This is a genomic window from Xanthomonas sontii (assembly GCF_040529055.1).
GTDB lineage: Bacteria > Pseudomonadota > Gammaproteobacteria > Xanthomonadales > Xanthomonadaceae > Xanthomonas_A > Xanthomonas_A sontii.
On record NZ_CP132342.1, the window covers coordinates 2,855,807 to 2,880,089 of the forward strand.

The following is a 24,283-nucleotide window of genomic DNA, read 5'->3' on the forward strand; positions in this document are numbered from 1 at the left end:
TGGGTCCGAGCATGGCGGCCACCATGGCCGCCTTCCCCTCCAGGACGCGGCGGCGCGTCCCGGCGTGACAGCACCGGCGCAGGTCAGGCGCGGCTGGCTGCAGGTCGCGCCGTCGGCGTCGGTAACTTGTCCGGGTTCATCAGCGTCAGCACCTCGGCGATGCGCTCGCCGGCGATCACCAGCAGCGTCGCCGACTGCAGCCGCGGCCCCAGGAAGCGCAGGATCGCCGGTTCGCCGTTGACCGTGCCGATCCGCGCCTGCAGGCCCAGGCTGCGCCGCGCCACGGCCCAGTACAGCCGGCCGATGCGCTCGGCGCCGTGCAGCGGGCGCAGGCTGGCGGTGACCTTGCCGCCGCCGTCGGAGCGCAGCTGCGCGTCGGCATGCAGCAAGGCGACGATGGCGGCGCGGTCGCCGCGTTGCGAGGCGTGCAGGAAGCGGTCGAGCAACTGGCGGTGACGTTCGGGCGTGACCGCGAAGCGGGCCTGGCCCTGGCCGAGCCGTTCGCGCGCCCGGTGCACCAGTTGCCGGCAGCCGGCCTCGCTGCGCTCCAGGGTGCGGCCGATCTGCGCGTAGTCGTGGTCGAACGCCTCCTTAAGCAGGAACGCCGCGCGCTCGTGCGGGTTCAGCCGCTCCAGCAATGCCAGGAACGCCAGCGACACCTGCTCGGCGCGGTCATGGCGCTCGGCCGGGTCGGCGTCGTCGGCGATCTCCAGCGGCTCGGGCAGCCACGGGCCGACGTAGTGGACGCGGGCGCTGCGCGCCGCGCGCAGGCGGTCCAGGCCGAGCCGGGTGGTGGTGGTCACCAGCCAGGCCTCGGGGTCGCGGATTGTGCTGCGGTCGCTGGCCTGCCAGCGCAGCCAGGCGTCCTGCACGGTGTCCTCGGCGTCGGCGCGGCTGCCGAGCAGGCGGTAGGCCAGGCCGAACAGCCGGGGGCGGTGGGATTCGAAGGTCGGATCGTGGGTCATGACGACCAGGACGGAACAGGGCGTGCCGGCGTGACAGCGGGCGGGGCCGCCACTTTGCCCTAAAATGGGCGGGTTTCCCCCCGCCAGCCGCAGAGCCAGCCGTGACCTCGATCAAGCAGGAAGACCTCATCCAGTCCGTCGCCGACGCGCTGCAGTACATCAGCTACTACCACCCGGTCGACTACATCAAGAATCTGTCCGCGGCCTACGAGCGCGAGCAGTCGCCGGCGGCCAAGGACGCCATCGCACAGATCCTGATCAATTCGCGCATGTGCGCCGAGGGCCACCGGCCGATCTGCCAGGACACCGGCATCGTCACCGTGTTCCTCGAGATCGGCATGAACGTGCGCTGGGACGACGCCACCATGGGCGTGGAAGACATGGTCAACGAGGGCGTGCGCCGCGCCTACAACCATCCGGACAACAAGCTGCGCGCCTCGGTGCTGGCCGATCCGGCCGGCAAGCGCCAGAACACCAAGGACAACACCCCGGCGGTGGTCAACGTGAAGGTGGTCCCCGGCGACACCGTCGACGTCATCGTCGCGGCCAAGGGCGGCGGCTCGGAGGCCAAGAGCAAGTTCGCCATGCTCAATCCGTCCGATTCCATCGTCGACTGGGTGCTCAAGACCGTGCCGACCATGGGCGCCGGCTGGTGCCCGCCGGGCATGCTCGGCATCGGCATCGGCGGCACCGCCGAGAAGGCGATGCTGCTGGCCAAGGAAGCGCTGATGGAGCCGATCGACATCGTCGACCTGCAGGCCCGCGGCGCGTCCAATCGTGCCGAGGAACTGCGCCTGGAGCTGTACGAGAAGGTCAACGCGCTGGGCATCGGCGCGCAGGGCCTGGGCGGCCTGACCACGGTGCTGGACATCAAGGTCAAGGACTACCCGACCCACGCCGCCAACCTGCCGGTGGCGCTGATCCCCAATTGCGCGGCCACCCGCCATGCGCACTTCACCCTGGACGGCAGCGGTGCGGTGATGCTGGATCCGCCCTCGCTGGAAGACTGGCCCACGCTGACCTACAACCCGACCAACGCGCGCCGGGTGAACCTGGACACCATCACCCGCGAGGAAGTGGCCAGCTTCAAGCCGGGCGAGACGATCCTGCTCAACGGCAAGCTGCTGACCGGCCGCGACGCCGCGCACAAGCGCATGATCGACATGCTCAACCGCGGCGAGACGCTGCCGGTGGACTTCACTAACCGCTTCATCTACTACGTCGGCCCGGTCGATCCGGTGCGCGACGAAGTGGTCGGTCCCGCCGGCCCCACCACCGCCACGCGCATGGACAAGTTCACCCGGCAGATGCTGGAGCAGACCGGCCTGCTGGGCATGGTCGGCAAGTCCGAGCGCGGCGATGCGGCGATCGCCGCGATCCGCGACAACAAGGCGGTGTACCTGATGGCGGTCGGCGGCTCGGCCTACCTGGTGTCCAAGGCGATCAAGGCCAGCAAGGTGCTGGCGTTCGAAGACCTGGGCATGGAGGCGATTTACGAGTTCGAGGTCAAGGACATGCCGGTGACCGTGGCGGTCGATTCCAGCGGCGAGTCGGTGCACAAGACCGGCCCGCGCGAGTGGCAGGCGCGCATCGGCAAGATCCCGGTGGTGGTCGAGGCCTGATCGGTCGCGGCGCGAACGCCGGCGAAGTCGCCGGCGTCGTGCGCGGCGCTGGCGGTGCGCCGGCGCCGCGGCAATAATCGGCGCTGGTTCCGCCTCCGGGGAAAGCGTCGTGTCCATCGTGCTTTACGGCTCGCCCAGTACCGCCTCGTTCGTCGTGCACTGGTTGCTGATCGAACTGCAGGTCGATTTCGAACTGCGCATGCTCGATTTCGAGCGCCAGGAGCAGAAAAGCCCCGAGTACCTGGCGCTCAACCCGCAGGGGCGGGTACCGACCCTGGTGCTGGACGGGCAGGTGCTGACCGAATCGGTCGCCATCGCCATGCACCTGGCCGACCTCTATCCGCACGCCGGCCTGGCGCCGCCGCCCGGTACCCATGAGCGCGCGGCCTATTACCGCTGGATGCTGTTCGGCGCCTACACCCTGATGCCGGCCTACCGCGACTGGTTCTATCCCGACGAACCGGCCGGCGCCGACAATGCCGAGCGCGTGCGCGCCAGTGCCCGCGCGTTCCTGGAAAAGGCCTGGGACGAGGTGGCGACCCACCTGGAGCAGGGCGGCCCGTATCTGCTGGGCGAGCACTGCAGCGCCGCCGACTTCGTGCTGGTCATGCTGATGCGCTGGTCGCGCAACATGCCGCGGCCCACCGACAGCTGGCCGGCGCTCAAGGCGCTGGCCGAGCGGATGAAGGCGCGCCCTGCGTTCCACGAGACCTATCGGCGGGAAGGCATTACCGATTGGGCGTGACGGGCCTAATTACAGCAGCGAATAGCAGCTAGTGCTTCGTCGCATGTGCTTGTGTTTAGTTTCTCCCGCAGTTCCCGAACTGATCAAAGGGGCACGCGAACGGAGGCATGAGCACAGGTAGGTGCCAACGGCTAGAGTTTGCTCTCTGATTCGTGACGAATGGCGTCTGCATTGTCGCGGTGCGTCTGACGTCTCCTGCTCTTACGCGTGGCTTTCTGACGCAGAATCGGGCCTACATTCGTTTGATCAAACTTTTTATGGATGACATGCAGAACTCGATTGCCCAGTCCGTCTGTTGGGGGGTGAGCTCAGGCATCGGCTCGTCACCTGGGCCATGACCGAGTTCGTTTCGCACATCTGAGAAAAATCCTTTTAATGCCGCCTGCTCCCAGCGTGCAATGAAGGCGCCGTTGCGAACGCTTGCTAGGTTGTCGATATAGCTATGGGCGCCGCGCTCGCCACCGTGTGTCCAACCTTTTTCGCCGGAGATGATTTTTATCGTGCTTTCAAGGGCTTTCGCTGCGTAGAAGCCAGGATCGCGACCTCCGGAATCCCGCCTGTCTATAGCTTCCTTGAAGTCGGTGTCAACATTCGCCCACTTCGTATCTTTTAACAGTGCCCAAAAAGGCGCCTCAATTTGTTTTCGTATCTGTTCGTCATTCGATATTTGGATGAATCCATTGTGGTAATGTAGGCGAGCACCGGCCTGACGGAATCTTTCGTTTAATTCTGTGGCCGCATTGTGGAATACCTCGTTCTGTTGCCTGTTCCAGGCGCGGATGCCGTCGCCAGGACTACCGTTTCCTCTTGCTACAATTTGGTTACGGCGTGGCGGCAAGATTGCGTCGCGTTCTGCTTGTATGATCTTTGCAGGAAGCTCTTTATTGAGCCGGGCAAGGGTTACTTCCCTGTCACGAAAAGCTATCTCTATGAAGCTCAAGCGCTCTTTGATGAAAGAGTCGGGGGTGACATTTGCCTGGTAAGGTGCGCAAACAAAGTTCCTGCATACATAGGAAATCGGGAGCGACTCCCATATGCTCTGCTCGTTACCCAGCATGTTGACCTTGCGTAAGTAACCACGTGCCGATAGTTCATCGAGACCTAATTCCATCGTCAGCTGGTCATGTATCCCGGTCCACGTAGCCTTGGCGCCGTCGCGCTCCTTCCCATCATGGGTCCAGTATGGGTGTACTTGCTCGTAAACAATGCGAAACGACTGAACTAGCAGCCGGCGTTCGGCTTCGCCAAAGTTTTCCCATAGTGGGACGGTGGCATACCTAGCCGCGAAGATGTCGGTCAGCATCGATGACCCCCTTTAAAATGCCAATAGTAAGGTGGCGAGGCTTCAAATTTCTAGGGCGTTATTCTGTCGTCCGTAGGAGTGGAGAAGTATCTAAATTCAATGATTTAACGGTGGTGGCTCGTCGGTGCGAGCTAAGAGTATTGTTATAAAGCCGTAGCCAACAGTGCTGCAATCGCCCCGCTAGTAGGCGAGAGGCCGCCTCGTCGTGGCGCTGCGTCACGTTGTCGCACCCGCCACTGCGGCCGACCCGCTGCCAACGCGGCCGCCTAGAATGACGTGGTGTCCGTCCTCCGTGCTCCCGCTCGATTGCGCCGCCTGATGCGCTGGCCCGCCTTGCTGGCCGCGCTGCTGCTGGTGGTCGCGCCGGTGGCTAGTCGCCTGCTGGAGGACGCAAGCCTGCCGGTGCCGATGTGCACGGCGGCCGGATTGCAGGCCGCCGCTGACGTGCTGCCGCAGCACGCTGCCGTCCACGCCGGTCATGACGACGCGTCGGGCGCACAGCGCGACCATGGCCCGGCGCATGCCGCCTGCGATTACTGCCTGCTTGCCGCACGGCTGCTGCCGTGGCTGGCGATCGTCCTGCTGCTGGCAGCGGTGTTGCCGCCGCCAAGGGCCGCGACGCCGCTGCGCCATCGCGTCCATGCCGCCTTGCGCTGGCGCGCGCACGCCGCACGCGGGCCGCCGCTGAATCTCCAGAACGCTCTCCTGTTTCCGGTGCGCTAGGTGTGTAAACCCACCACGTTGTTCAGTGGAATTCGGGAGATGGGCGGTTTGTAGCCGAGGCTGGCGTGTGGTCGATGCCAGTTGTAATGATGCAGCCAGCCCGAGAAGGCGTTGGCGCGTTGCGTGGAGTCGATATAGGAGCGCGCATAAGCCCATTCTCGCAGGCTGGTCTGCACCAGCCGCTCGGCCTTGCCATTGGTGCGTGGCGTGTAGGGTCGGGTTCGCAGATGGCGCAGGCCGAGCCGTCGGACAAGGCGTCGAAAGCGGCGTGATTTGTAGCAGGCGCCGTTGTCGGTCAACACGCGCTCCAAGCGCACGCCCAGGCTGCGGTAGTAGCGAACCGCCTGCATCAGGGCCCTGCAGGCACTGAAACCGCGCTCATCGGGCTCGATGGTGCCGAAGGCCACGCGCGAGTGATCGTCGATGGCTAGGTGGACGTACTCCCAGCCAATGCCACGGGAGGTGACCGTCCGATCATCGGTCACGCGGTGGCCGGGCTGGCGGAAACGGGCCAGCTTCTTGATGTCCAGATGCAGCAGTTGGCCGGGTTGGGCGTATTCATAGCGATTGTCCGGCAGCGCCGGTTCCAGCTCGGCCAGCCGGTGCAGGCCGGCGCGGCGCAGCAACCGGGCGATGGTGCTCGGCGCCACAGGCAGCTGCTCGGCGATCTGCCGATACGTGTGGCGTGAACGGCGCAGCGCGATGACCTGATCCACCACGCCCCGAGGCGTGGCATGGGGGCAGTCGTGAGGCCGGGAGGTGCGGTCGCTCAGCCCTTGCGCCCCCTCTTCCTTGAAGCGCTTGAGCCATTTGTAGGCCGTTCGGACGCTCACACCGGCCGCATGCGCCGCTTCTTCCACGCGCAGCCCATGAACAAGGATGCGATCCACCAGCAGGGCTCGACCGCGAGGGCTCAAACGGGCATGTTTATGCAGGTTCATCCGGGGCTCCTGGGGCTGGGTTGGCTTGGTAACCCCCATCTTCCAGAGATGCCCCGGATGAACAACCTACTGAGAGATCACAGCTAGGCGCGCCGGCGCCGTTCTTTTCTGGAGTTCACCTCATGCCTCAGTTCCTGCCGTCGCCCGCGCGGGCGGCGTTGTCGTGCTGCATTCTTGCCAGTCTGTTTCCCGCCTCCGGCCACGCCGAGGCGCCCGATGCCACCACCCTCGACCGGATGCAGGTGACCGCCACCGCGCCGGTCGCGCCGCTGACCTGGACGGTCGATCCGAAGCTGCCGCGGCAGCCGGTGCCGGCCAGCGACGGCGCCGACTATCTGAAGACCGTGCCGGGCTTCGCCGCGATCCGCAATGGCGGCACCAACGGCGATCCGGTGCTGCGCGGCATGTTCGGCTCGCGGCTCAACGTGCTCAGCAACGACGGCACCCTGGTCGGCGCGTGCCCCGCGCGGATGGACAACGCCTTGTCCTACATCGCGCCGGAGACCTTCGACCGGCTCACCATCGTCAAGGGCCCGCAGACCGTGCGCTGGGGGCCCGGTGCATCCGCCGGCACCGTGCGCTTCGAGCGCGACACGCCGCATTACGCGGCGCCGACGCTGGAAGGCGAGGCCAGCGCGCTGGTCGGGTCCTGGAACCGCAACGACCAGAACCTGGACCTGCGCGGCGGCAACCGTAGCGGTTACGCGCGCGTGGACGCCAACCGCTCCGAGTCCGGCGACTACCGCGACGGCGACGGCGCGGTGGTGCCGTCGCGCTGGCGCAAGTGGAATGCCGACGCCGCGGTGGGCTGGACCCCGGACCCGGACACCGTGCTGGAACTCTCCGCCGGCAGCGGCGACGGCCTGGCCCGCTACGCCGGGCGCAGCATGGACGGCACCCAGTTCCGTCGCACCAGCTACGCCGCGCGCTTCGAGCGCACCGACCTGCCCGGCGCCTGGGAAGCGCTGCGCGCCAACGCCTACGTCAACGACGCCGACCACGTCATGGACAACTACACGTTGCGCCGGCCCAACCCGCAGTCGGCGATGCCGATGCCGATGGCCGCCAACGTGGACCGACGCACCCGCGGCGGGCGCGTGGAATCGGAGTGGCGCTGGGATCAGGTCGTGGTCCAGGCCGGCGTCGACACCCAGCAAAGCCGCCACCGCGACCGCAGCGCCAGCGGCGAGGGCGCATACCGGACCGTGCCGTGGCGCACCGACGCGCGGTTCGACAATCTCGGCGCTTTCGCCGAGGCGACCTTCGGTGCCGGTACCGCGCAGCGCTGGATCGCCGGCCTGCGCCTGGATCGTGCGCAGGTCGAGGACACCCGCCGCAGCACCGGCATGATGGGCATGCCCAATCCCACCGCCGGGCAGACGCGCAGCGAAGACCTGGGCAGTGGCTTCCTGCGCGTGGAGCGCAACCTCTCGGCCGACACCGTCTGGTATGCCGGCCTCGGCCGCAGCGCACGCATGCCGGACTACTGGGAACTGTTCTCCGCCGACATGGGGCCGATGGGCGCGGCCAACGCCTTCGCCGGGCTGCGCCCGGAACGCACCACCCAGCTCGATCTCGGCCTGCAGTACCGCGGCGCGACCGTGCAGGGTTGGGTCTCCGCCTACGCCGGGCGGGTGCAGGACTTCATCCTGTTCACCTATGCCGACGGCGGCATGATGGGCACCACCACCCGCGTCGACAACGTCGACGCGCGCATCGCCGGCGCCGAGGCGGGACTGGACTGGCAGCCGCTGCACGGCCTGACTCTCGGCGGCACGCTGGCCTACGCCTGGGGCGAGAACCGCAGCGACGGCACGCCCTTGCCGCAGATGCCGCCGCTGGAATCGCGGCTGCGACTGGAGTGGGAAGGGCAGCGCTGGTCGGCCGGGGCGCTGCTGCGCGCGGTGGCGCGGCAGGGGCGGGTGGCGTTGGACCAAGGCAATGTGGTTGGCCGCGACCTCGGCCGCAGCGCCGGTTTCGCCACGCTGGGGGTGAGCGGCGGCTACCGGGTCAGTGCGGGGCTGCGGCTGAGCGCCGGCATCGACAACGTGTTCGACCGCCGCTACAGCGAACATCTCAACCTGGCCGGCAGCGCCGATTTCGGCTTCCCGGCCGACCCGGTGCGCATCGCCGAACCGGGTCGCAATCTCTGGTTGAAGGGCAACTACCGGTTCTGAGCGATCGGTGCACGCGACGCCCAGGCGGGCGTCGCGTGCGCCGCTCAGCCGTGGCCGATCAGAACCATTCCAGCAGCGAGATGCCGACGCCGACGTAGGTGGCGCGGTGGTTGTAGTCGATCATGCTCTCGCCATAGCCGTCGAACACCTGCACATGGCCGCGCAGCAGGTTGCTGATCGGGAAGCCCCAGTCCAGCTGCACCGCGCCGTGCGAGCGGTCGCCGCCGCGCAGCGAATGCCGTGCCATCAGCGCCACCTCGTGGCCGTTGCGGTTGTAGATCAGGGTCGCGTCGCCGCGGCCCATGTAGTCCTCGATGTCCGGATTGTTGTCCTGCTTGCGGCTCTCCGGGATGCGGTACCAGGGGCGCAGCACCAGCGCCCAGTTGTCGCGGTCCAGGCCGATGTTGAGCATCGCCCGGTTCCAGCTGCGCGACAGCGGATCGCTGCGGCCGTTGGACTGGTGGGTCAGCTGGATGCCGGTCATCCGTCCCTTCCAGCCGAACAGGCTGTAGTTGTTGCGGAACACCAGCATCAGTTCCGGCTCGTAGTTGGTCTCGCGGAACGGCCGCGACTGCTCGGCGTTGTAGACCTGCCAGCGCGAGCTCTGGGTATACGCGCCCCACAGGTCGCCGTTGTCGCCGAAGATGTTCTCCACGATCTTGGTCTTGAAGCTCAGCTGGAACTTCGCCTCCACGCTGTCCAGCGGCTCGGCGGTGGTCACCGTGTTGACCGGGTTCGGCGAGGACGGCAGCTCGTTCTTCTTGCTGGTCCAGAACGCCGGCAGCAGGTACACCGGCTTGTAGGCGCGCAGCTGGAAGGTGCCCAGCTTGGAGTCCTTGGCCAGTTCCCAGCGGCTGTCCAGCAGCGAGCCCTTGCCGGCATTGGCGATGGTGCTGTCGTAGCGGTCCTGCTTGAAGATCGCGGCGGCGCGCTGGCGCGTGCGCTCGGCGACGCCGGCGTCTTCCGGCACGCTGGCGTCCAGCTGTTGCTTCTGGCGTTCGCTGGCAGCCTTTGCCGCGGCATCGGCGGCCTGCGGATCGGCGGTGCGGCGCGACAACGCCTGGTCGTAGCAGGCCAGGCGGGCGGCGTCGCTGGAAATCGCCACGCAGGCTTCCGGCGAGGCGGGGGTGGGCAGGACTTCCTGCGCGTGCGCAAGCGGCACGGCCGCGATCGACAGCAGCAACAGGGGACGGACCTGACGATGGGACATGCGGTTCTCGCTGCAACGGGCGGCGCGGGCGGGTGGTGCGCTGCCGGGGTGAATGGCCGGCAGGGAAAATACAGGAAGTGACGACAACAGGGTCATCACACGTTCATGCTGCCGCCGCGACGCCGGCTTCAGGCGTGCTGCGTCAGAGCAGCCAGGCCACCGCGAACACCGCGAGCATCGCCAGCGCCAGGCCGAGCTTGGCGGCGGTGCCCAGGACGATGCCCAGCCAGGTGCCGACGCCGACGCGGGTCGCCCGGCGCAGCTCGCGGCCGTGCCAGTACTCCCCGACCAAGGCGCCGACGAAGGGACCGACGAACAGCCCGATCGGCATGAAGAACATGCCGGCGATCCCGCCCAGCACCGATCCCCACAGCGCCTTGCGGCTGGCGCCGACGCGCTGCGCACCGAACGCGGTGGCCAGCAGGTCGACCAGCAGCGACAGCGCGGTGAGCACGCCCAGCACGGTCAGCGTCGGCCAGCCGAGCCGCTGGAAGCCGTCGGCCCAGGCCGCCAGCAGCATCCCGGCGAACATCAGCGGGGTGCCGGGCAGGGCCGGCAGCAGCACCCCTGCCAGCCCGACCAGAACAAGGAGGCCGGCACAGACGTAATAGATGAACGCAGGGTCCACGTGGCTCACCGCGGGGGAGGTTTGGGGGTTGACAGATGGGGTCTTTTTGCTGATTGCATTTTCATTTTGACCGGGGTAAGTTGCAGCCGCTGCGTTTGCAAAGGTCACCGTGAATCGTGGCCTGATGCGGTAGATCCACCGATCCGCTACATCGTTATACCTCGCTTCCTCCTTGCAACCAGCCGCCGCACCCCACGGCGTACCCACCCCTGAGACGTGTTCCAAGGAGTAAGTCGATCATGAACGGCACTGGCAATCGCGAAAACGGCACCGTGAAGTGGTTCAACGATGCCAAGGGTTTCGGTTTCATCAGCCGCGAAAACGGCGAGGACGTGTTCGTGCACTTCCGGGCGATCCAGACCCAGGGCTTCAAGAGCCTGAAGGAAGGCCAGAAGGTCAGCTTCACCGTGGTGCAGGGCCAGAAGGGCCTGCAGGCCGACGCGGTGCAGCCGCTCTGAGGCGTTGTCGCGCGCCGCGTCGCGCGCAGCAAAAAGGCCCGCACTTGCGGGCCTTTTTGCGTTTCGGGGCAGGTCGGCGAGGCCGATCAGCGCGGCACGACGCGCCCGTTGACCACGCGCACGTAGGTGTTCTCGCGCACCCCGGCCAGGTCGCGCTGGTTGACCACGATCACCCGACCGTCGTCCATCTGCACATGCACGTCGTAGGTATCGCTGGTGACGTTCTTCTGGATCTGGTTGCCGGCGAGTGCGCCAGCCGCCGCGCCGGCCACCGCCGACACGTTCTGGTTGCCCTTGCTGCCGCCGGTGTGATCGGAAATCTCATGGCCGGCGACCGCGCCGACGATGCCGCCCAGGATCGCGCCCGTGGCCGACGGCGCGGTGCGGCCCGACGGTACGGTATCGATGCGGGTGACGATGCCGCAGTCGGCGCAGCGCGTCTGGGTGTAACCGCCGCGCGCCGGCTGGCTGTAGCCGCCGCCGTAACCGCCGCCATAGCCCGGGGACGTGGCGCAGCCTGCCAGCGCCAGGGTCGCCACGGCAGCGGTGGCCATCAGTTGAATCTTCATGGGTGCTCTCCTCGACAGTGATGGAGCGCGGCGGCAGCGCCGCGTTCGCACGCATCCTGTCCACCCCTGCGTGAATGAAACGCCAACCCTGGCAGGTGCCGTTCAGCCTCGCGCCGGCTCGCGTCAGCGGCAATTCATCGACACGCGCACTGGCACATGTGCGCTGAAGCCACGCCGCCAGCGCAGCGAGGCCTGCGTCGGTCCGTCAGCGAAACCCCTGCAGCAAGCTCGGCGCCGCTCTCGCCGGGCGCTCAGCGGAAATCGCGGTGGCAGGCGTCGCAGCGTTCGTCGATCTGCTGGCGCGCCTGCGCCAGCGCGGCGCAGTCGGCCGGCGGTTGTGCCAGCGCCGCGTCCACGCCGGCGCGCAGCGCATCGGCGTGCTCGCGGAAGCGGCTGTCGTCGGCCAGGTCGGGAAACGCCGTGCCCAGCTCGTCGCCGAGCAGGCGCAGCGTGCGCAGTCGCGCCTGCGGACCCGCACCGCTGCATTGCCGGTGCGCGGCGTCGCGTTCGAGCAGCGCCAGTTGCTTGCCCATCACCTGCATCAGGCTGCGCGGGAACGGATCCTGCCGCGCCTGCACCGCGCGCAGCGCCATCACCGTCAGCACCAGGCCGAGCAACAGACCGGCCAGCAGCACGAACAGATAGCGTGAGGTGGAGGCGGGCGGGGACGAGGGCGGCTTGGCCATGGCAGGCATGCGCAGCGGGATGGAGTGCCGATGGTACGCCTGCGGCGACGCGTCGCGCGCGGGCCGCCAAGCCACGCCGCGAATCCCCAATCCCCAATCCCGGCTCCCCAGGCAATCCCCTAAAATGCGCGGATGAACGAACAATGGCGCGAACGCTTCGCCGGCATCGACCGGCTCTACGGGCAAGGCACGATCGCGCGGCTGGCGCGCTGCCGGGTGGCGGTGGTGGGCATGGGCGGGGTCGGCTCGTGGGTGGTCGAGGCGCTGGCGCGCTCGGCCGTCGGGCATCTGACCCTGATCGACGCCGACGACATCTGCGTGTCCAACACCAACCGGCAACTGCCGGCGCTGGCCGGTCAGTACGGGCGCAACAAGGCGGTGGCGATGGCCGAGCGTTGCGTGGCGATCAATCCGCAGATCGAGGCGGTGGCGGTCGAGGCCTTCCTCACCCCGACCAACATCGCCGACTTGCTCGATGCCGGCTTCGACCTGGTGATCGATGCCTGCGACAGCTTTCGGGTCAAGGTCGAGACCATCGCCTGGTGCCGGCGGCGCAAGCTGCCGCTGCTGACCGTGGGCTCGGCCGGCGGGCGCACCGATCCGACCCTGGTGCGGATCCGCGACGTGTCGCGCACCGAGCACGACGCCATGCTGGCGCTGATCCGCAAGAAGCTGCGCAGCGAATTCAATTTCCCCAAGAACCCGCAGCGCTATTTCGGCGTGCCGGCGGTGTACTCGCTGGAGAACGTGCGCTATCCGCAGGCCGATGGCAGCGTCTGCGGACTGCGGCCGGTGCTGGGGCCGGATGCGGCCTTGAACCTGGACTGCGGTGCCGGGCTGGGCGCGGCCACCCACATCACCGGTGCGTTCGCCTTCGCCGCGGTCGGCAAGGCGCTGGAGATGCTGTTGAAGCGCGCGGTGGCGCGCGAGGCGGCGGCCGCCTAGCGCGCGCTGGACGGCGGCGGCGCGTCCGGGGCGCGCGTGGCCGCGCCGCTCATCAGGTTGCGCTCGGTGCCGGCCTGCAGGAAGGCCAGCCGTTCCAGGTCGTGCGCCGGCTGCGGCCGGCCGAACAGGAAGCCCTGGAAGTGCCGGCAACCCATCGCCGAAAGCATCTCGCACTGCTGCGCATCCTCGATGCCTTCGGCCAGCGCGACCATGCCCATCACCTCCGAGATCTCCACGATCTTGGCCAGCAGGCGCCGCGAGGACTCGTCGGCCTTGGCGTCGTTGACGAACTGCCGGTCGATCTTGAGCTTGGTGACCGGCAGCGTCCTGAGCATGGCCAGCGACGAGAAGCCGGTGCCGAAATCGTCCAGCGCCCAGCCGATGCCGAACGCCTTGAGTTCGTGCATCTTGGCGCGCACCCCGGCGGTATCCACGTACAGTGCCGATTCGGTCAGCTCGAATTCCAGCGACGCCGGCGCCACCCCCTCGCTGGTGATCACCTGCTTCACCGACGCCACGAAGTTGGGATCGAGCAACTGCACCGGGCTGACGTTCACCGCGACCACCAGCGCACGCAGATCCTGCTCGTGCGACCAGCGCCGCAGCGTGCTGCAGGCCTGACGCAGCACTTCCAGTCCCACGTCCCGGATCAGCTGGCTCTCTTCGGCCAGCGGGATGAATTTGTCCGGGGTCAGCAGCTTGCCGCTGGGATGGCGCCAGCGCACCAGCGCCTCGGCGCCGAGCATGCTGCCGTTCGCGCTCACCTGCGGCTGGTACAGCACCTCGATCTCGCCGTTGCCGACTGCGCGCGCCAGTTCCCGCTCCAGCGAAATGCGCGCGTTCACGTCGTTGCGGTAGATGTGCAGGATCGCCGCGAGCAGGCCGGCCGCGCAGGCCATGTTGGAGATCGCGCCGAGCCGGCGCATCCCCAGCGGTGGCGAGGACGCCGGCGCCAGCCAGTCCAGTTCGCCCGAACCGAACGCGACGAAGGCGCCCAGGCACGCCAGCGGGAACACCAGCGCGCGGTAGCGGCGGCTGCGGTCGAACACGAACAGCGCGCCGGCCGCCAGCGGCAGGAAGAAGGTGTGCACCGAGCGCGGCACCGTGCCGATCGGCGCATCGATGAACGAGATCACCAGCACCACCACGAACACGCCATGCGCCACCAGCGACAACGAGGCCTCGTCGCAATGGCGGCGGCGGCACAGCGCGAGCAGGCCGACCGCCGTGAGCCCGACGAAGGCGAGCGCCAGTTCCGGCCGGCCGTAGTACAGGTAGCACACGGTCCACAAGGCGCCGAGCGTGGTGCACGAGACCCCGGCCAGGGTCAAGGTGCTGCGCATCTTGCGGCTGCGATTGCTGTCGCGGAATTTCAGGGAGACCCAGCTTTCGCCGTTGGAGACGTGTTTCTCCGAACTCGCGGCGCTTTTCATCGTCGTGGCGCTCGCATGCGCGATGGCTCCGCTCGCGCCGGGGCGGCCGCGGAGGAGGCGATCGCACGCGTGCGCCGCGCGCTGTGGAGAAGCGGGTAGGGGATACGGCTTGCCGGTTGTTTCACGCCAGGATGATCCGATCTGCCAGAACGCGTGCCATCGAGCCGGCCGCCGAGCCTTTTGCTGAGAGCGAACGGGTTCACACTCCGGTGCCTGGCGGACAAAAGATCCGCTCGCCGTTCAGCGCGGTGCACAGTAGCAGAAGCCAGCAGGCGGAAACCCTGTCGAAAGACCGTGATCCGGTAGCCCAGTTCACAGTTTCGTACGAAAGATGCGCGGCAAGCGACGTTCGCGCGGATTGCTGCAGCGTGGAGCTGCGCGTTGGCCAGCGTGCCTGTGTGCCGAGCGGCGCTTGCGCAGGGCGCCGCCACGCCGGCGAGCGGTGCGCGCTGTGTCTGCGGGACAGTCCTGCGTCAGCCCGGCACGGCTGTGTCGGGAAGCACGTCGGGCAGGCCGAACAAGCGCTGCGCGTTGGCCGTGGTCTGCGCGGCGATGGAGGCGGCAGGTGCGTCGCGCAGCGCGGCAATGGTGTCAAGTACCGTGCGCAGCCGCGCCGGTTCGTTGCGCTGGCCGCGGATCGCGGCATCGGGCTGGTCCGGCGCATCGGTTTCCAGCAGCAGCTGTTGCAACGGCACCGTGGCGGCGAGCCGGCGCAGGCGCTGCGCCCGTGCGTAGGTGACCGGCCCGCCCAGGCCGATCAGGAAATCCAGCGACTGCAACTGTGCCGCCTGCTTGGCGCTGCCGGCGAAACTGTGCACCACGCCACGCAGGCGCCCGACCTTGCGGATCGCCAGGATCACCGCGTCCACCGCGCGCCGCGCATGCACGATCACCGGCAGGTCGAACTCTCGTGCCAGTTGCAGCTGGCCAGCGAAGTAGCGCTGCTGCTCGGCTTCGTCCAAGCCTTCGACGAAGAAGTCCAGGCCGCATTCGCCGATCGCGCAGGGACGCTCGCGTTCGATCCACTCGCCGAGCAAGGGCAGGTGCTCGGGCCGGTGCTCGGCCAGAAACAGCGGATGCAGGCCATACGCCGGATACAGGCCGGGCGCGGCCGCGCAGACCGCACGCAGCTTCGCCCAGGACGCCGCGGTCACCGCCGGCACCACCTGCGCCTGCACGCCCGCCGCCTGCGCGCGCGCGATCACCGCGTCGCGGTCCGGATCGAACTCTTCCGCGTCCAGGTGGCAGTGGCTGTCGATCAACGACATCGGCGCTCAGCGGCGCACGCGCTGCGCGGTCGAGTTCAGCGGCTCGGTGGCCGGCGCCGGGGTGCGGGTCTTCCAGTTGGCCAGCAGCAGGGTGCCCAGGCCGAACACGATCTCGTCGATGAAGGGCACGGGATCGGGCAGCAGCACGCTCAGCACGAACAGCCCGGCGGTGATCTTGAACAGCGTCGGGTAGCGCAATTTGCCCGCCCAGCGCAGCAGCGGATAGACGATCGGGTTGGGCATGTCAGGTGCTCCTGGGCAGCGGTGGAAACGCTAACAGCTTTGATATGGCGACGTTCCGGGGGCGTTACCAGTTGCGTGTAAGCCGCGTTACTGAATAGGGAGCGGATCGGTTCAGCTTCGGCATGGTAATCACAGCACCGTAGACAACGCGGTCAGCCCGCAGGAGAGCACACATGAAAAGCACTACGACAACCGTTCTGGTCGCGGCTGGCGCCTTGCTGGTCGGCGGCGTCGCCACCGCGGCCTTCATGAACAATCGCGACAAACCCGTGGACGTCGCCAGCGGCGACGTGCGCCCGGCCCTGGACAATACCCGCGGCGACAGCGCGATGGACAACAGCGTCGGCGGCAAGCTCGAGTACGCCGACGTGGTCCGGGTCGACCCGATCACCCAGAAGCAGCAGCGCTACGCCGAGGTGATCGGCACCGAGCCGCTGCGCCAGACCTCCACCACCACCACGCCACGACAGGTGTGCAACGACGTGGTGGTGCAGGAGCGCCTGCCCGAGCGCGATGGCAATGTCGGCGGCACCGTGGTCGGCGCGGTGGTCGGTGGCCTGCTCGGCAACCAGATCGGTCATGGCAACGGCCGCAAGGCCGCGACCGCGGCCGGCGCGGTGGCCGGTGGCTTCATCGGCAACCGCATCGACCAGAACCACGTCGGCGGCCGCGTGGTCGACCGTACCGAACGCCAGTGCCACACCGAGAACAGCACCGCGCAGTCCTCGACCATCACCGGCTACAACGTGACCTACCGCAACGACGACGGCACCACCGGCACCATGCGCATGGACAGCAAGCCGGGTAGCCGCATCGCCATGGGCACGCAGGACGTGGTCAAGGGCTATGACGTGACCTACCGTTACGACGGCCAGGAAAAGACCGTGCGCATGGACGACCGCCCGAACAGCGACCGCCTGCCGGTGCTGGACGGCCGCCTGGTCACCCAGACCGCCTCGGCCGGCGACGTCGCCGTCAGCCAGCGCTGAGTCGCAGCGCGGTTGCACCTCCGAAGGCCGGCGCGTGCGCCGGCCTTCGTCTATCTGCGGGCGGCGGCACGGGCGGGGCCGATACAATGCGGTTTTCGCCGTGGACACCGCCATGCCCCTGCCTTGCGACGACCTGTTCAACGTAGCCGCGCTGCTCAGCGAGGAGGAGCGCGCGATCCAGCAGGCGGTGGCGCGCTTCGTCGATGCCAAGGTGTTGCCGGTGATCGGCGACGCCTTCGACCAGGCGCGGTTCCCGCGCGAACTGGTGCCGGAACTGGCGCAACTGGGGCTGCTCGGCGCCAGCCTGCCGGCCGGGCAAGGCGGTGGCGGCCTCAACGCGGTCTGCTACGGCCTGATCTGCCAGGAACTGGAGCGCGGCGACAGCGGCCTGCGCAGTTTTGTCAGTGTGCAGTCCTCGCTGTGCATGTACCCGATCCATGCCTACGGCAGCGACGCGCAACGCCAGCGCTGGCTGCCGGCGATGGCCGCCGGCACGGCGATCGGCTGCTTCGGCCTGACCGAGTCCCAGGGCGGCTCCGACCCGGCGGCGATGCAGACCCGTGCGGTGCGCGACGGCGATGGTTGGCGCCTGAGCGGCAGCAAGATGTGGATCACCAACGGCAGCATCGCCGACGTGGCGATCGTGTGGGCGCAGACCGACGACGGCATCCAGGGTTTCCTGGTCGAGGCCGGCACCCCGGGCTTCGGCACCCAGGACATCGCGCACAAGATGAGCCTGCGCGCCTCGGTGACCTCGGCGCTGTTCTTCGACGACGTGCGCCTGCCCGACAGCCAGCGCCTGCTCGGCGTGCGCGGCTTGAAGGGGCCGCTGGGCTGCCTGACCCAGGCCCGCTACGGCATCAGCTGGGGCGCGATCGGCGCGGCCATCGCCTGCCTGCGCGAGGCGCTGGCCTATGCCGGCGAGCGCATGCTGTTCGGGCGGCCGCTGGCGGCGACGCAGAGCGCGCAGATCAAGCTGGCCGACATGGCACGGCGCATCGCCAGCGCGCAGTTGCTGGCGCTGCAACTGGGCCGGCTCAAGGACGCCGGCACGCTGCAGCCGGCGCAGGTATCGCTGGCCAAGTGGAACAACGTGCGCATGGCGCTGGACATCGCGCGGGAGTGCCGCGACCTGCTCGGCGGCGCCGGCATCACCACCGACTACGGCGCGATCCGGCATGCGCTGAACCTGGAATCGGTGATCACCTACGAGGGCACCGAGACCGTGCACCAACTGGTGGTCGGCCGCGAACTGACCGGCATCAATGCGTTTTGAATCCAAGGCCCGCGGCCGGCTGCGGGCCTGTTCACAGGAGAACCGACGATGAGCGTCTTCGATGTGCGCGTGGAAACCGAGCGCCTGTTGCTGCGCCCGCCCACTGCCGAGGATTTCGCGGCGTTCTGCGCCTTTTCCGCCGACGCCGAGACCATGCATCACCTTGGCGGCGTGCAGGCGCCATCGGTGGTCTGGCGCAGCCTGACCTCGCTGGTCGGCAGCTGGCAGTTGCAGGGCTTTGCGATGTTCTCGGTGATCGAGAAGCGCAGCGGGCAGTGGATCGGCCGGGTCGGCCCCTGGCAGCCGCACGGCTGGCCGGGTCCGGAGGTCGGCTGGGGCATCGCCCGCGCGTTCTGGGGCCAGGGCTATGCGCCGGAGGCGGCCGCGGCGTCGATCGGCTGGGCGTTCGCGCAATTGGGCTGGGCCGAGGTGATCCACACCATCGTGCCGGACAACGCCAACTCCAAGGCGGTGGCGGCCAAGCTAGGCTCGCGCTACCTGCGCCAGGACCGCCTGCCCGAGCCGCTGCAGGCATTCGAGGTGGAAGTGTGGGGGCAGTCGCGCGCGCAGTGGCAGGCGCGGGGCTGACTCACGACGACGGCAGCATTCGACACAGGAGCGGCGCATGGCATCCGAACGTTTTCCCCTGACCGTGTACGGCATGGCGCTGTCCGGCAATTGCTACAAGGTGCGGCTGTTGCTGGACCAGCTCGGCTGCGGCTACCGCTGGGTCGAGGTCGACAGCGCCAACGGTCAGACCCGCACCCCGGCGTTCCTGGCCAAGAATCCCAACGGCAAGGTGCCGTTGCTGGAACGCGAGGATGGGCGCGTGCTGGCCGAATCCAACGCCATCCTGTGCTGGCTGGCCGAGGGCACTGGGTATCTGCCCGCCGATCCCTGGCAGCGCGCGCAGGCGCTGAGCTGGCTGTTCTTCGAGCAGTACAGCCACGAACCCTACGTGGCGGTGGCGCGCTTCGTCTGCGGCTGGACGCCGCCCGACTCGCCGCGGCGCGCCGAACTGCCACGCCTGCGCGAGGGCGCGACGCGGGCGCTGGCGGTGATGGAGCAGCACCTGCAGGCGCAGGCCTGGTTCACCGGCCCGGCCTACGGCATCGCCGATATCGCGTTGTTCGCCTATACGCATTGCGCCGGCGATGCCGGCATCGCGCTGGCGCAGTATCCGGCGCTGTGCGACTGGCTGCAGCGGGTGCGCGCGACGCCGGGTTTCGTGGCGCTGCCGCCGCTGCCGGAGGACGTGCGCGCCCGCCTGGCGCATGCCGGTGCAGACGTGGCGTTCACCTGACTGCCGCGCGCCGGCGGCTAGCCTGCAGGTCCATTCGGTCAGGAGTAACGCCATGAGCCAGTACCGCATCGCCGTGTTCGTCGGCAGCCTGCGCAAGGAATCGTTCAACCGGCGCCTGGCGCACGCGCTGGAGCGACTTGCGGGCGACCGCGCCCGTTTCGAGTACGTCGAGATCGGCGACCTGCCGCTGTACAACCAGGATCACGACCACGACTATCCGGCGCAGGGCCGGCGCCTGAAGACGCAGGTCAGCGGCGCCGACGCGGTGCTGTTCGTCACCCCCGAATACAACCGTTCCATTCCCGGCGTGCTCAAGAACGCCATCGACCTGGGCTCGCGGCCGTACGGCGAGAGCGCCTTCGCCGGCAAGCCGGCCGCGGTGTGCGGGACCTCGCCGGGGGCGATCGGCACCGCCATGGCGCAGCAGCACCTGCGCAACGTGCTGGCCTACCTGGACATGCCGGTGCTGGGGCAGCCGGAGATCTTTCTGCAGTTCAAGGAGGGGCTGATCGCCGAGGACGGCGCGATCGACGACGAGCGCACCCGCAAGTTCCTCGCCGGCTTCGTCGACAAGTTCATCGCCTGGATCGACGAACTGCAGGCCTGACGCGCCATCGCGGCGCGTGCCGTGGTGCGTGGATGGGGCAGGGCTGGCCTTGTGCGACGCGGTCTCGGCGAGGTTCTCAACCGCTTGTCCCCAGACTTGTCCCCAGCCTCTGGCGAGGCGTGGCGACGCAGGTGCCGCCGCTCAGGCAGGCGCCCTGTGTTGAGCGTCGCCCTAGCCCCGGCCGGGCGCGGCGACTAAAATCGGCGCCCGGGCCGCGGTGAGGCCGCGCCCGGCGCCCGCGCCCCACAGAGAAGACCCAGCCTATGTCCGCCCGTCCTGGCTACCGCGGCGATCGCAAAAGCGAGCGCAGCGAACGCAGCGAGCCGCGTCTCGACCAGTTGCGCGTGCCGCCGCACTCGATCGAGGCCGAACAGGCCGTGCTCGGCGGCCTGATGCTCGCGCCGGACGCCTACGACCGTGTCAACGACCAGCTCACCGAGAACGATTTCTACCGGCGCGATCATCAGTTGATCTACCGCGCGATCCGCGAGCTGGCCGAGAAGGGACGCCCGTTCGATGCGGTGACCCTGGGCGAGTGGTTCGAATCGCAGGGCAAGCTGGAGATGGTCGGCGATGGCGCCTACCTGATCGAATTGGCCAGCACCACGCCGTCGGCCGCCAACATCGTCGCCTACGCCGAGATCGTCCGCGACAAGGCGGTGCTGCGGCAGTTGATCGAGGTCGGCACCACCATCGTCAACGACGGTTTCCAGCCGGAAGGGCGCGAGAGTTCGGAACTGCTGGCGTCGGCGGAAAAGGCGGTGTTCCAGATCGCCGAGGCCGGCGCGCGCGGACGCAGCGACTTCGTGGCGATGCCCGGCGCGTTGAAGGACGCGTTCGAGGAACTGCGCAACCGCTTCGAGAACGGCGGCAACATCACCGGCTTGCCGACCGGCTACAACGACTTCGACGCGATGACCGCCGGCCTGCAGCCGACCGACCTGATCATCCTCGCCGCGCGTCCGGCGATGGGCAAGACCACCTTCGCGCTGAACATCGCCGAGTACGCGGCGATCAAGTCGAAGAAGGCGGTGGCGGTGTTCTCGATGGAAATGTCGGCCTCGCAGCTGGCGATGCGCCTGATCTCCTCCAACGGCCGCATCAACGCGCAGCGCCTGCGCACCGGCCAGCTCGAGGACGAGGACTGGGCGCGGGTCACCGGTGCGATCAAGATGCTCAAGGAGACCAAGATCTTCATCGACGACACGCCGGGCGTGTCGCCGGAAGTGCTGCGCTCCAAGGCGCGCCGGCTCAAGCGCGAGCACGACCTGGGCCTGATCGTGATCGACTACCTGCAGCTGATGTCGGTGCCCGGCAACAGCGAGAACCGCGCCACCGAGATTTCGGAGATCTCGCGCTCGCTCAAGGGCCTGGCCAAGGAGCTGGGGGTGCCGGTGATCGCGTTGTCGCAGCTCAACCGCTCGCTGGAAACCCGCACCGACAAGCGCCCGGTGATGGCCGACCTGCGCGAATCCGGCGCGATCGAGCAGGACGCGGACATGATCGTGTTCATCTACCGCGACGACTACTACAACAAGGAAAATTCGCCGGACAAGGGCCTGGCCGAAATCATCATCGGCAAGCACCGCGGCGGCCCGACCGGGTCGTGCAAGCTCAAGTTCTTCGGCGAATACACCCGCTTCGACAATCTCGCCCACGACTCGGTGGGCGCGTTCGAGTAAGCCTGCGCGCTACGCGCACATCATCTTGCGAGTGCGGCGCCCGGTACGTTCCGGGCGCCGGCTTGAGGGCGCGACGCAGCGATCAGTAGGGAATCTCGATCTCGGCGTTGCTGGTGGCGTCGTAGGTGTTGGCGCCGTACTCGGCGTGGTGGGTGCAGACCACGGTGATCTTGCGATAGATGCCGTAGACGAAGTTCGACTTGAAGTGCACGTCGACCAGCGCGCCGTTGCCTTCCTCGTCGTAGTCGGTGGTGTAGCCGTTGCCGATCTGGTCGTAGGCGTTGCAGCGCACGTTGATGTAGTTGGCATCGACGCGGTCGTTGTTGGCGTTGGCGAAGCGCGAGTACGCGCGGATCTTCAGGCGCTTGCCGCCGGCCGGACGTCCGTCGGACTCGTAGCCCTGGTTCTGGATCACCCCCTGCAGCGTGTAGACCGGCGTGCTGCCGCCGCCACCGCCGCCACACGACGCTTCGGCGTCGCCTTGCAAGACTTCGTTCTGCTGCAGCCCGGGTTCGGGCTCGCACGCCATCGCCAGCGGGGCGGCGAGGCTCAGTGCGAGGGTGAGGGCGGCTTTTGCGATGCGCTTGTCCATGGGTCTTGCTCTCCTGAAATCATTGCGGATGTCGGCGATGGGCGTGGCCGTGCTGCGCCGTTGGCTGCCCGCAGCGCGTCGCGGCCCTGTCGATGCAGGTCCGGGCGCGGGCGGTTCGGGGCGCACGCACCCGCGCTCGCCGGCCGTGATGACCGTGAGATCGCAGAGGCGATGGCGGATGTTCCCCCCGTGCGCGCGAGACGGCCGTGGCCGTGTCGTGCGCGTGCAGCGAAAGCACGGATGACGTCCTTCCCCAGAACGTCATCCATCAGCAGCGGTCGCGGCGCCGTTTCGACACGACGGCGCCCGCCACGGCGTTATAGCAGGGAGGATGAGGTGCACACGCGCGGCGTGTGGCGATGTCTACGAAATCCGGTCAGCACGGCACTCGCGCAGCAGCATCGGCAGCGTCGAAGCGGGTACGGGCGTTCCGCATGCTCACCTGGCCGCTGCACCCGATCCGTATCATGGCGCGTCCTTCGCTGCGTCCCCTCGCATGAGCTACGCCATCGTCTGGTTCCGGCGCGACCTGCGCCTGCACGATCAACCTGCCTTGCAGGCCGCTCTGGATGCCGGGCATACGCCGGTGCCGGTGTATCTGCACAGCCCGGAAGACGAGGGCGCATGGGCCGCGGGCGCGGCTTCGCGCAGTTGGCTGCAACGTTCGCTGGCGGCATTGGACGCGCAACTGCGCGCGTGCGGTTCGCGCCTGATCCTGCGCCAGGGCCCGGCCGAGACCGCCTTGCGCCAGGTGATCGCCGACTGCGGCGCGGTGGCGGTGTACTGGAACCGCCGCTACGAGCCGGCCACGCAGCCGCGCGATGCGCGGCTCAAGCGCGAACTGCGCGAGCAGGGCCTGGAGGTGCACAGCCACAACAGCGCGCTGCTGTTCGAACCCTGGCAACTGGCGACGCAGCAGGGCGGCCCGTACAAGGTGTTCACCCCGTTCTGGCGCAGCGCCTTGAGCCATTGGCAGGTGCCCGCGTTGCAGGCCGCGCAGAAGGCGCTGCCAGCGCCGCCCAAGGATCTGGACAGCCTGCCGCTGGAGCGGCTCGGCCTGGCGCCGGCGCTGGACTGGGATCGCGGCTTCTGGGAGGTTTGGCAGCCGGGCGAGGCGGGCGCACACGAGGCGCTGGACGTGTTCGTCGACGGCGCGCTACGCGACTATCTCGATGGCCGCGACCGCCCCGACCAGGTCGGCACCTCGCGGCTGTCGCCGCATCTGCATTTCGGCGAGATCGCGCCATGGCGTATCGTCGCGACGCTGGAACGGCAGCGCCGCGCCGCCACCGCCGCGGCGATCGACGGCTACATCCGCCAACTGGGCTGGCGCGATTTCGCCCACCACCTGCTGCACCATTTCCCGGACACGCCCGAGCGCAACCTCAATCCGCGCTTCGAGCGCTTTCGCTGGGCCAAGCCCGATGCGGCGACATTGCACGCCTGGCAGCGCGGACGCACCGGCGTGCCGATCGTCGATGCCGGCCTGCGCGAGCTGTGGCACACCGGCTGGATGCACAACCGCGTGCGCATGATCGTCGCCAGCTACCTGTGCAAGCACCTGCGCGTGCATTGGTCCGAAGGCGCGCGCTGGTTCTGGGACACCCTGGTCGATGCCGACCTGGCCAACAACACCCTGGGCTGGCAGTGGGTGGCCGGGACCGGCGCCGACGCCGCGCCGTATTTCCGGGTGTTCAATCCGGTGACCCAGGCGCAGAAGTTCGATCCGAAGGGCGAGTACATCGCGCGCTGGGTGCCGGAACTGGCGGCGCTGCCGGTGGCCGACCGCTTTGCGCCCTGGCAGGCGCCGCAGCGGCTGGCGCACGCCGCCCCGCAGTATCCGCGGCAGCCGATCGTGGACCTGGCCGCCGGCCGCGATGCGGCGCTGGCCGCCTATCGCGAGACCGCCGCCGGCTGA

At 68.3% G+C, this 24,283-nt stretch carries 24 protein-coding genes; 13 read left to right on the forward strand and 11 right to left on the reverse strand.

Annotated features, from left to right (window positions below; genetic code table 11):
* Positions 1-83 precede the first annotated feature (83 nt).
* Positions 84-965, reverse strand: a complete 882-nt coding sequence (locus RAB70_RS12045; RefSeq protein WP_148829716.1) for an RNA polymerase sigma-70 factor — start codon at positions 963-965, stop codon at positions 84-86.
* A gap of 101 nt (positions 966-1,066) precedes the next feature.
* Here RAB70_RS12045 and RAB70_RS12050 point away from each other — a divergent pair, with 101 nt between their 5' ends.
* Positions 1,067-2,587 carry a fumarate hydratase gene (locus RAB70_RS12050; RefSeq protein ID WP_148829715.1) on the forward strand — a complete coding sequence of 507 codons (1,521 nt, stop codon included), beginning with the start codon at positions 1,067-1,069 and terminating at the stop codon, positions 2,585-2,587.
* A 109-nt stretch (positions 2,588-2,696) separates the two neighbouring features.
* The gene (locus RAB70_RS12055; RefSeq protein WP_017915531.1) at positions 2,697-3,332 is read left to right on the forward strand and encodes a glutathione S-transferase family protein; all 636 of its coding nucleotides are present in this window, start codon (positions 2,697-2,699) and stop codon (positions 3,330-3,332) included.
* A gap of 232 nt (positions 3,333-3,564) precedes the next feature.
* On the opposite strand, the gene RAB70_RS12060 is transcribed toward RAB70_RS12055, so the two are convergent.
* A complete protein-coding gene (locus RAB70_RS12060; RefSeq protein WP_170268228.1) occupies positions 3,565-4,635 on the reverse strand; it encodes an AbiJ-NTD4 domain-containing protein in 1,071 nt (356 codons plus the stop codon).
* A 279-nt stretch (positions 4,636-4,914) separates the two neighbouring features.
* Here RAB70_RS12060 and RAB70_RS12065 point away from each other — a divergent pair, with 279 nt between their 5' ends.
* A complete protein-coding gene (locus RAB70_RS12065) occupies positions 4,915-5,358 on the forward strand; it encodes a DUF2946 family protein (protein WP_353949531.1) in 444 nt (147 codons plus the stop codon).
* Here the strand turns inward: RAB70_RS12065 and RAB70_RS12070 are convergent.
* Positions 5,355-6,299, reverse strand: coding sequence for an IS481 family transposase (locus RAB70_RS12070; RefSeq protein WP_265531489.1), 945 nt, complete (start codon positions 6,297-6,299; stop codon positions 5,355-5,357). The two genes, RAB70_RS12065 and RAB70_RS12070, sit on opposite strands and share 4 nt — an antisense overlap.
* Before the next feature lie 122 nt (positions 6,300-6,421).
* Here RAB70_RS12070 and RAB70_RS12075 point away from each other — a divergent pair, with 122 nt between their 5' ends.
* The gene (locus RAB70_RS12075) at positions 6,422-8,476 is read left to right on the forward strand and encodes a TonB-dependent copper receptor (protein WP_148828131.1); all 2,055 of its coding nucleotides are present in this window, start codon (positions 6,422-6,424) and stop codon (positions 8,474-8,476) included.
* Between the two features lie 58 nt (positions 8,477-8,534).
* Here the strand turns inward: RAB70_RS12075 and RAB70_RS12080 are convergent, their stop codons facing one another.
* Together RAB70_RS12080 and RAB70_RS12085 are read right to left on the reverse strand one after the other, a co-directional pair.
* Positions 8,535-9,686 carry a phospholipase A gene (locus RAB70_RS12080; RefSeq protein WP_026143478.1) on the reverse strand — a complete coding sequence of 384 codons (1,152 nt, stop codon included), beginning with the start codon at positions 9,684-9,686 and terminating at the stop codon, positions 8,535-8,537.
* Between the two features lie 142 nt (positions 9,687-9,828).
* Positions 9,829-10,314 carry a DUF456 domain-containing protein gene (locus tag RAB70_RS12085; protein ID WP_170268226.1) on the reverse strand — a complete coding sequence of 162 codons (486 nt, stop codon included), beginning with the start codon at positions 10,312-10,314 and terminating at the stop codon, positions 9,829-9,831.
* Between the two features lie 239 nt (positions 10,315-10,553).
* Here RAB70_RS12085 and RAB70_RS12090 point away from each other — a divergent pair, with 239 nt between their 5' ends.
* On the forward strand, positions 10,554-10,772 hold the full coding sequence (locus RAB70_RS12090) for a cold-shock protein (RefSeq protein ID WP_017909030.1): 219 nt from the start codon (positions 10,554-10,556) through the stop codon (positions 10,770-10,772).
* An 86-nt stretch (positions 10,773-10,858) separates the two neighbouring features.
* On the opposite strand, the gene RAB70_RS12095 is transcribed toward RAB70_RS12090, so the two are convergent.
* Together RAB70_RS12095 and RAB70_RS12100 are read right to left on the reverse strand one after the other, a co-directional pair.
* Positions 10,859-11,341 carry a glycine zipper 2TM domain-containing protein gene (locus tag RAB70_RS12095; protein WP_017912805.1) on the reverse strand — a complete coding sequence of 161 codons (483 nt, stop codon included), beginning with the start codon at positions 11,339-11,341 and terminating at the stop codon, positions 10,859-10,861.
* A 251-nt stretch (positions 11,342-11,592) separates the two neighbouring features.
* Positions 11,593-12,027, reverse strand: a complete 435-nt coding sequence (locus RAB70_RS12100) for a hypothetical protein (RefSeq protein WP_017909028.1) — start codon at positions 12,025-12,027, stop codon at positions 11,593-11,595.
* Positions 12,028-12,159: 132 nt separating this feature from the next.
* Between RAB70_RS12100 and RAB70_RS12105 the strand changes: the two genes are divergently transcribed.
* On the forward strand, positions 12,160-12,972 hold the full coding sequence (locus RAB70_RS12105) for a ThiF family adenylyltransferase (protein ID WP_017909027.1): 813 nt from the start codon (positions 12,160-12,162) through the stop codon (positions 12,970-12,972).
* On the opposite strand, the gene RAB70_RS12110 is transcribed toward RAB70_RS12105, so the two are convergent.
* The 3 genes from RAB70_RS12110 to RAB70_RS12120 form a co-directional block, all read right to left on the reverse strand.
* Positions 12,969-14,405, reverse strand: a complete 1,437-nt coding sequence (locus RAB70_RS12110) for a bifunctional diguanylate cyclase/phosphodiesterase (RefSeq protein ID WP_017909026.1) — start codon at positions 14,403-14,405, stop codon at positions 12,969-12,971. The two genes, RAB70_RS12105 and RAB70_RS12110, sit on opposite strands and share 4 nt — an antisense overlap.
* A 473-nt stretch (positions 14,406-14,878) precedes the next feature.
* Positions 14,879-15,673, reverse strand: coding sequence for a TatD family hydrolase (locus RAB70_RS12115; RefSeq protein ID WP_148828129.1), 795 nt, complete (start codon positions 15,671-15,673; stop codon positions 14,879-14,881).
* Positions 15,674-15,679: 6 nt separating this feature from the next.
* Complete coding sequence (locus RAB70_RS12120) at positions 15,680-15,916, reverse strand: DUF6116 family protein (protein WP_017912800.1); 237 nt, start codon at positions 15,914-15,916, stop codon at positions 15,680-15,682.
* A gap of 173 nt (positions 15,917-16,089) precedes the next feature.
* On the opposite strand from RAB70_RS12120, the gene RAB70_RS12125 reads away from it, so the two are divergent.
* The 6 genes from RAB70_RS12125 (at position 16,090) to RAB70_RS12150 (ending at position 21,773) form a co-directional block, all read left to right on the forward strand.
* Positions 16,090-16,905 carry a glycine zipper 2TM domain-containing protein gene (locus tag RAB70_RS12125; protein WP_026143201.1) on the forward strand — a complete coding sequence of 272 codons (816 nt, stop codon included), beginning with the start codon at positions 16,090-16,092 and terminating at the stop codon, positions 16,903-16,905.
* A gap of 112 nt (positions 16,906-17,017) precedes the next feature.
* Positions 17,018-18,181, forward strand: a complete 1,164-nt coding sequence (locus RAB70_RS12130; RefSeq protein ID WP_148828128.1) for an acyl-CoA dehydrogenase family protein — start codon at positions 17,018-17,020, stop codon at positions 18,179-18,181.
* Positions 18,182-18,229: 48 nt separating this feature from the next.
* Positions 18,230-18,769, forward strand: a complete 540-nt coding sequence (locus RAB70_RS12135; RefSeq protein WP_148828127.1) for a GNAT family N-acetyltransferase — start codon at positions 18,230-18,232, stop codon at positions 18,767-18,769.
* A 37-nt stretch (positions 18,770-18,806) separates the two neighbouring features.
* Positions 18,807-19,484, forward strand: coding sequence for a glutathione S-transferase family protein (locus RAB70_RS12140; RefSeq protein WP_148828126.1), 678 nt, complete (start codon positions 18,807-18,809; stop codon positions 19,482-19,484).
* 52 nt (positions 19,485-19,536) lie between these two features.
* Positions 19,537-20,091 carry an NADPH-dependent FMN reductase gene (locus RAB70_RS12145; protein ID WP_017912795.1) on the forward strand — a complete coding sequence of 185 codons (555 nt, stop codon included), beginning with the start codon at positions 19,537-19,539 and terminating at the stop codon, positions 20,089-20,091.
* Positions 20,092-20,354: 263 nt separating this feature from the next.
* A complete protein-coding gene (locus RAB70_RS12150; protein ID WP_017909018.1) occupies positions 20,355-21,773 on the forward strand; it encodes a replicative DNA helicase in 1,419 nt (472 codons plus the stop codon).
* 82 nt (positions 21,774-21,855) lie between these two features.
* Here the strand turns inward: RAB70_RS12150 and RAB70_RS12155 are convergent, their stop codons facing one another.
* Entirely contained in the window at positions 21,856-22,365 is a 510-nt protein-coding gene (locus RAB70_RS12155; RefSeq protein WP_148828125.1) for a hypothetical protein, read from the reverse strand.
* Between the two features lie 496 nt (positions 22,366-22,861).
* Between RAB70_RS12155 and RAB70_RS12160 the strand changes: the two genes are divergently transcribed.
* Entirely contained in the window at positions 22,862-24,283 is a 1,422-nt protein-coding gene (locus RAB70_RS12160; RefSeq protein ID WP_148828124.1) for a deoxyribodipyrimidine photo-lyase, read from the forward strand.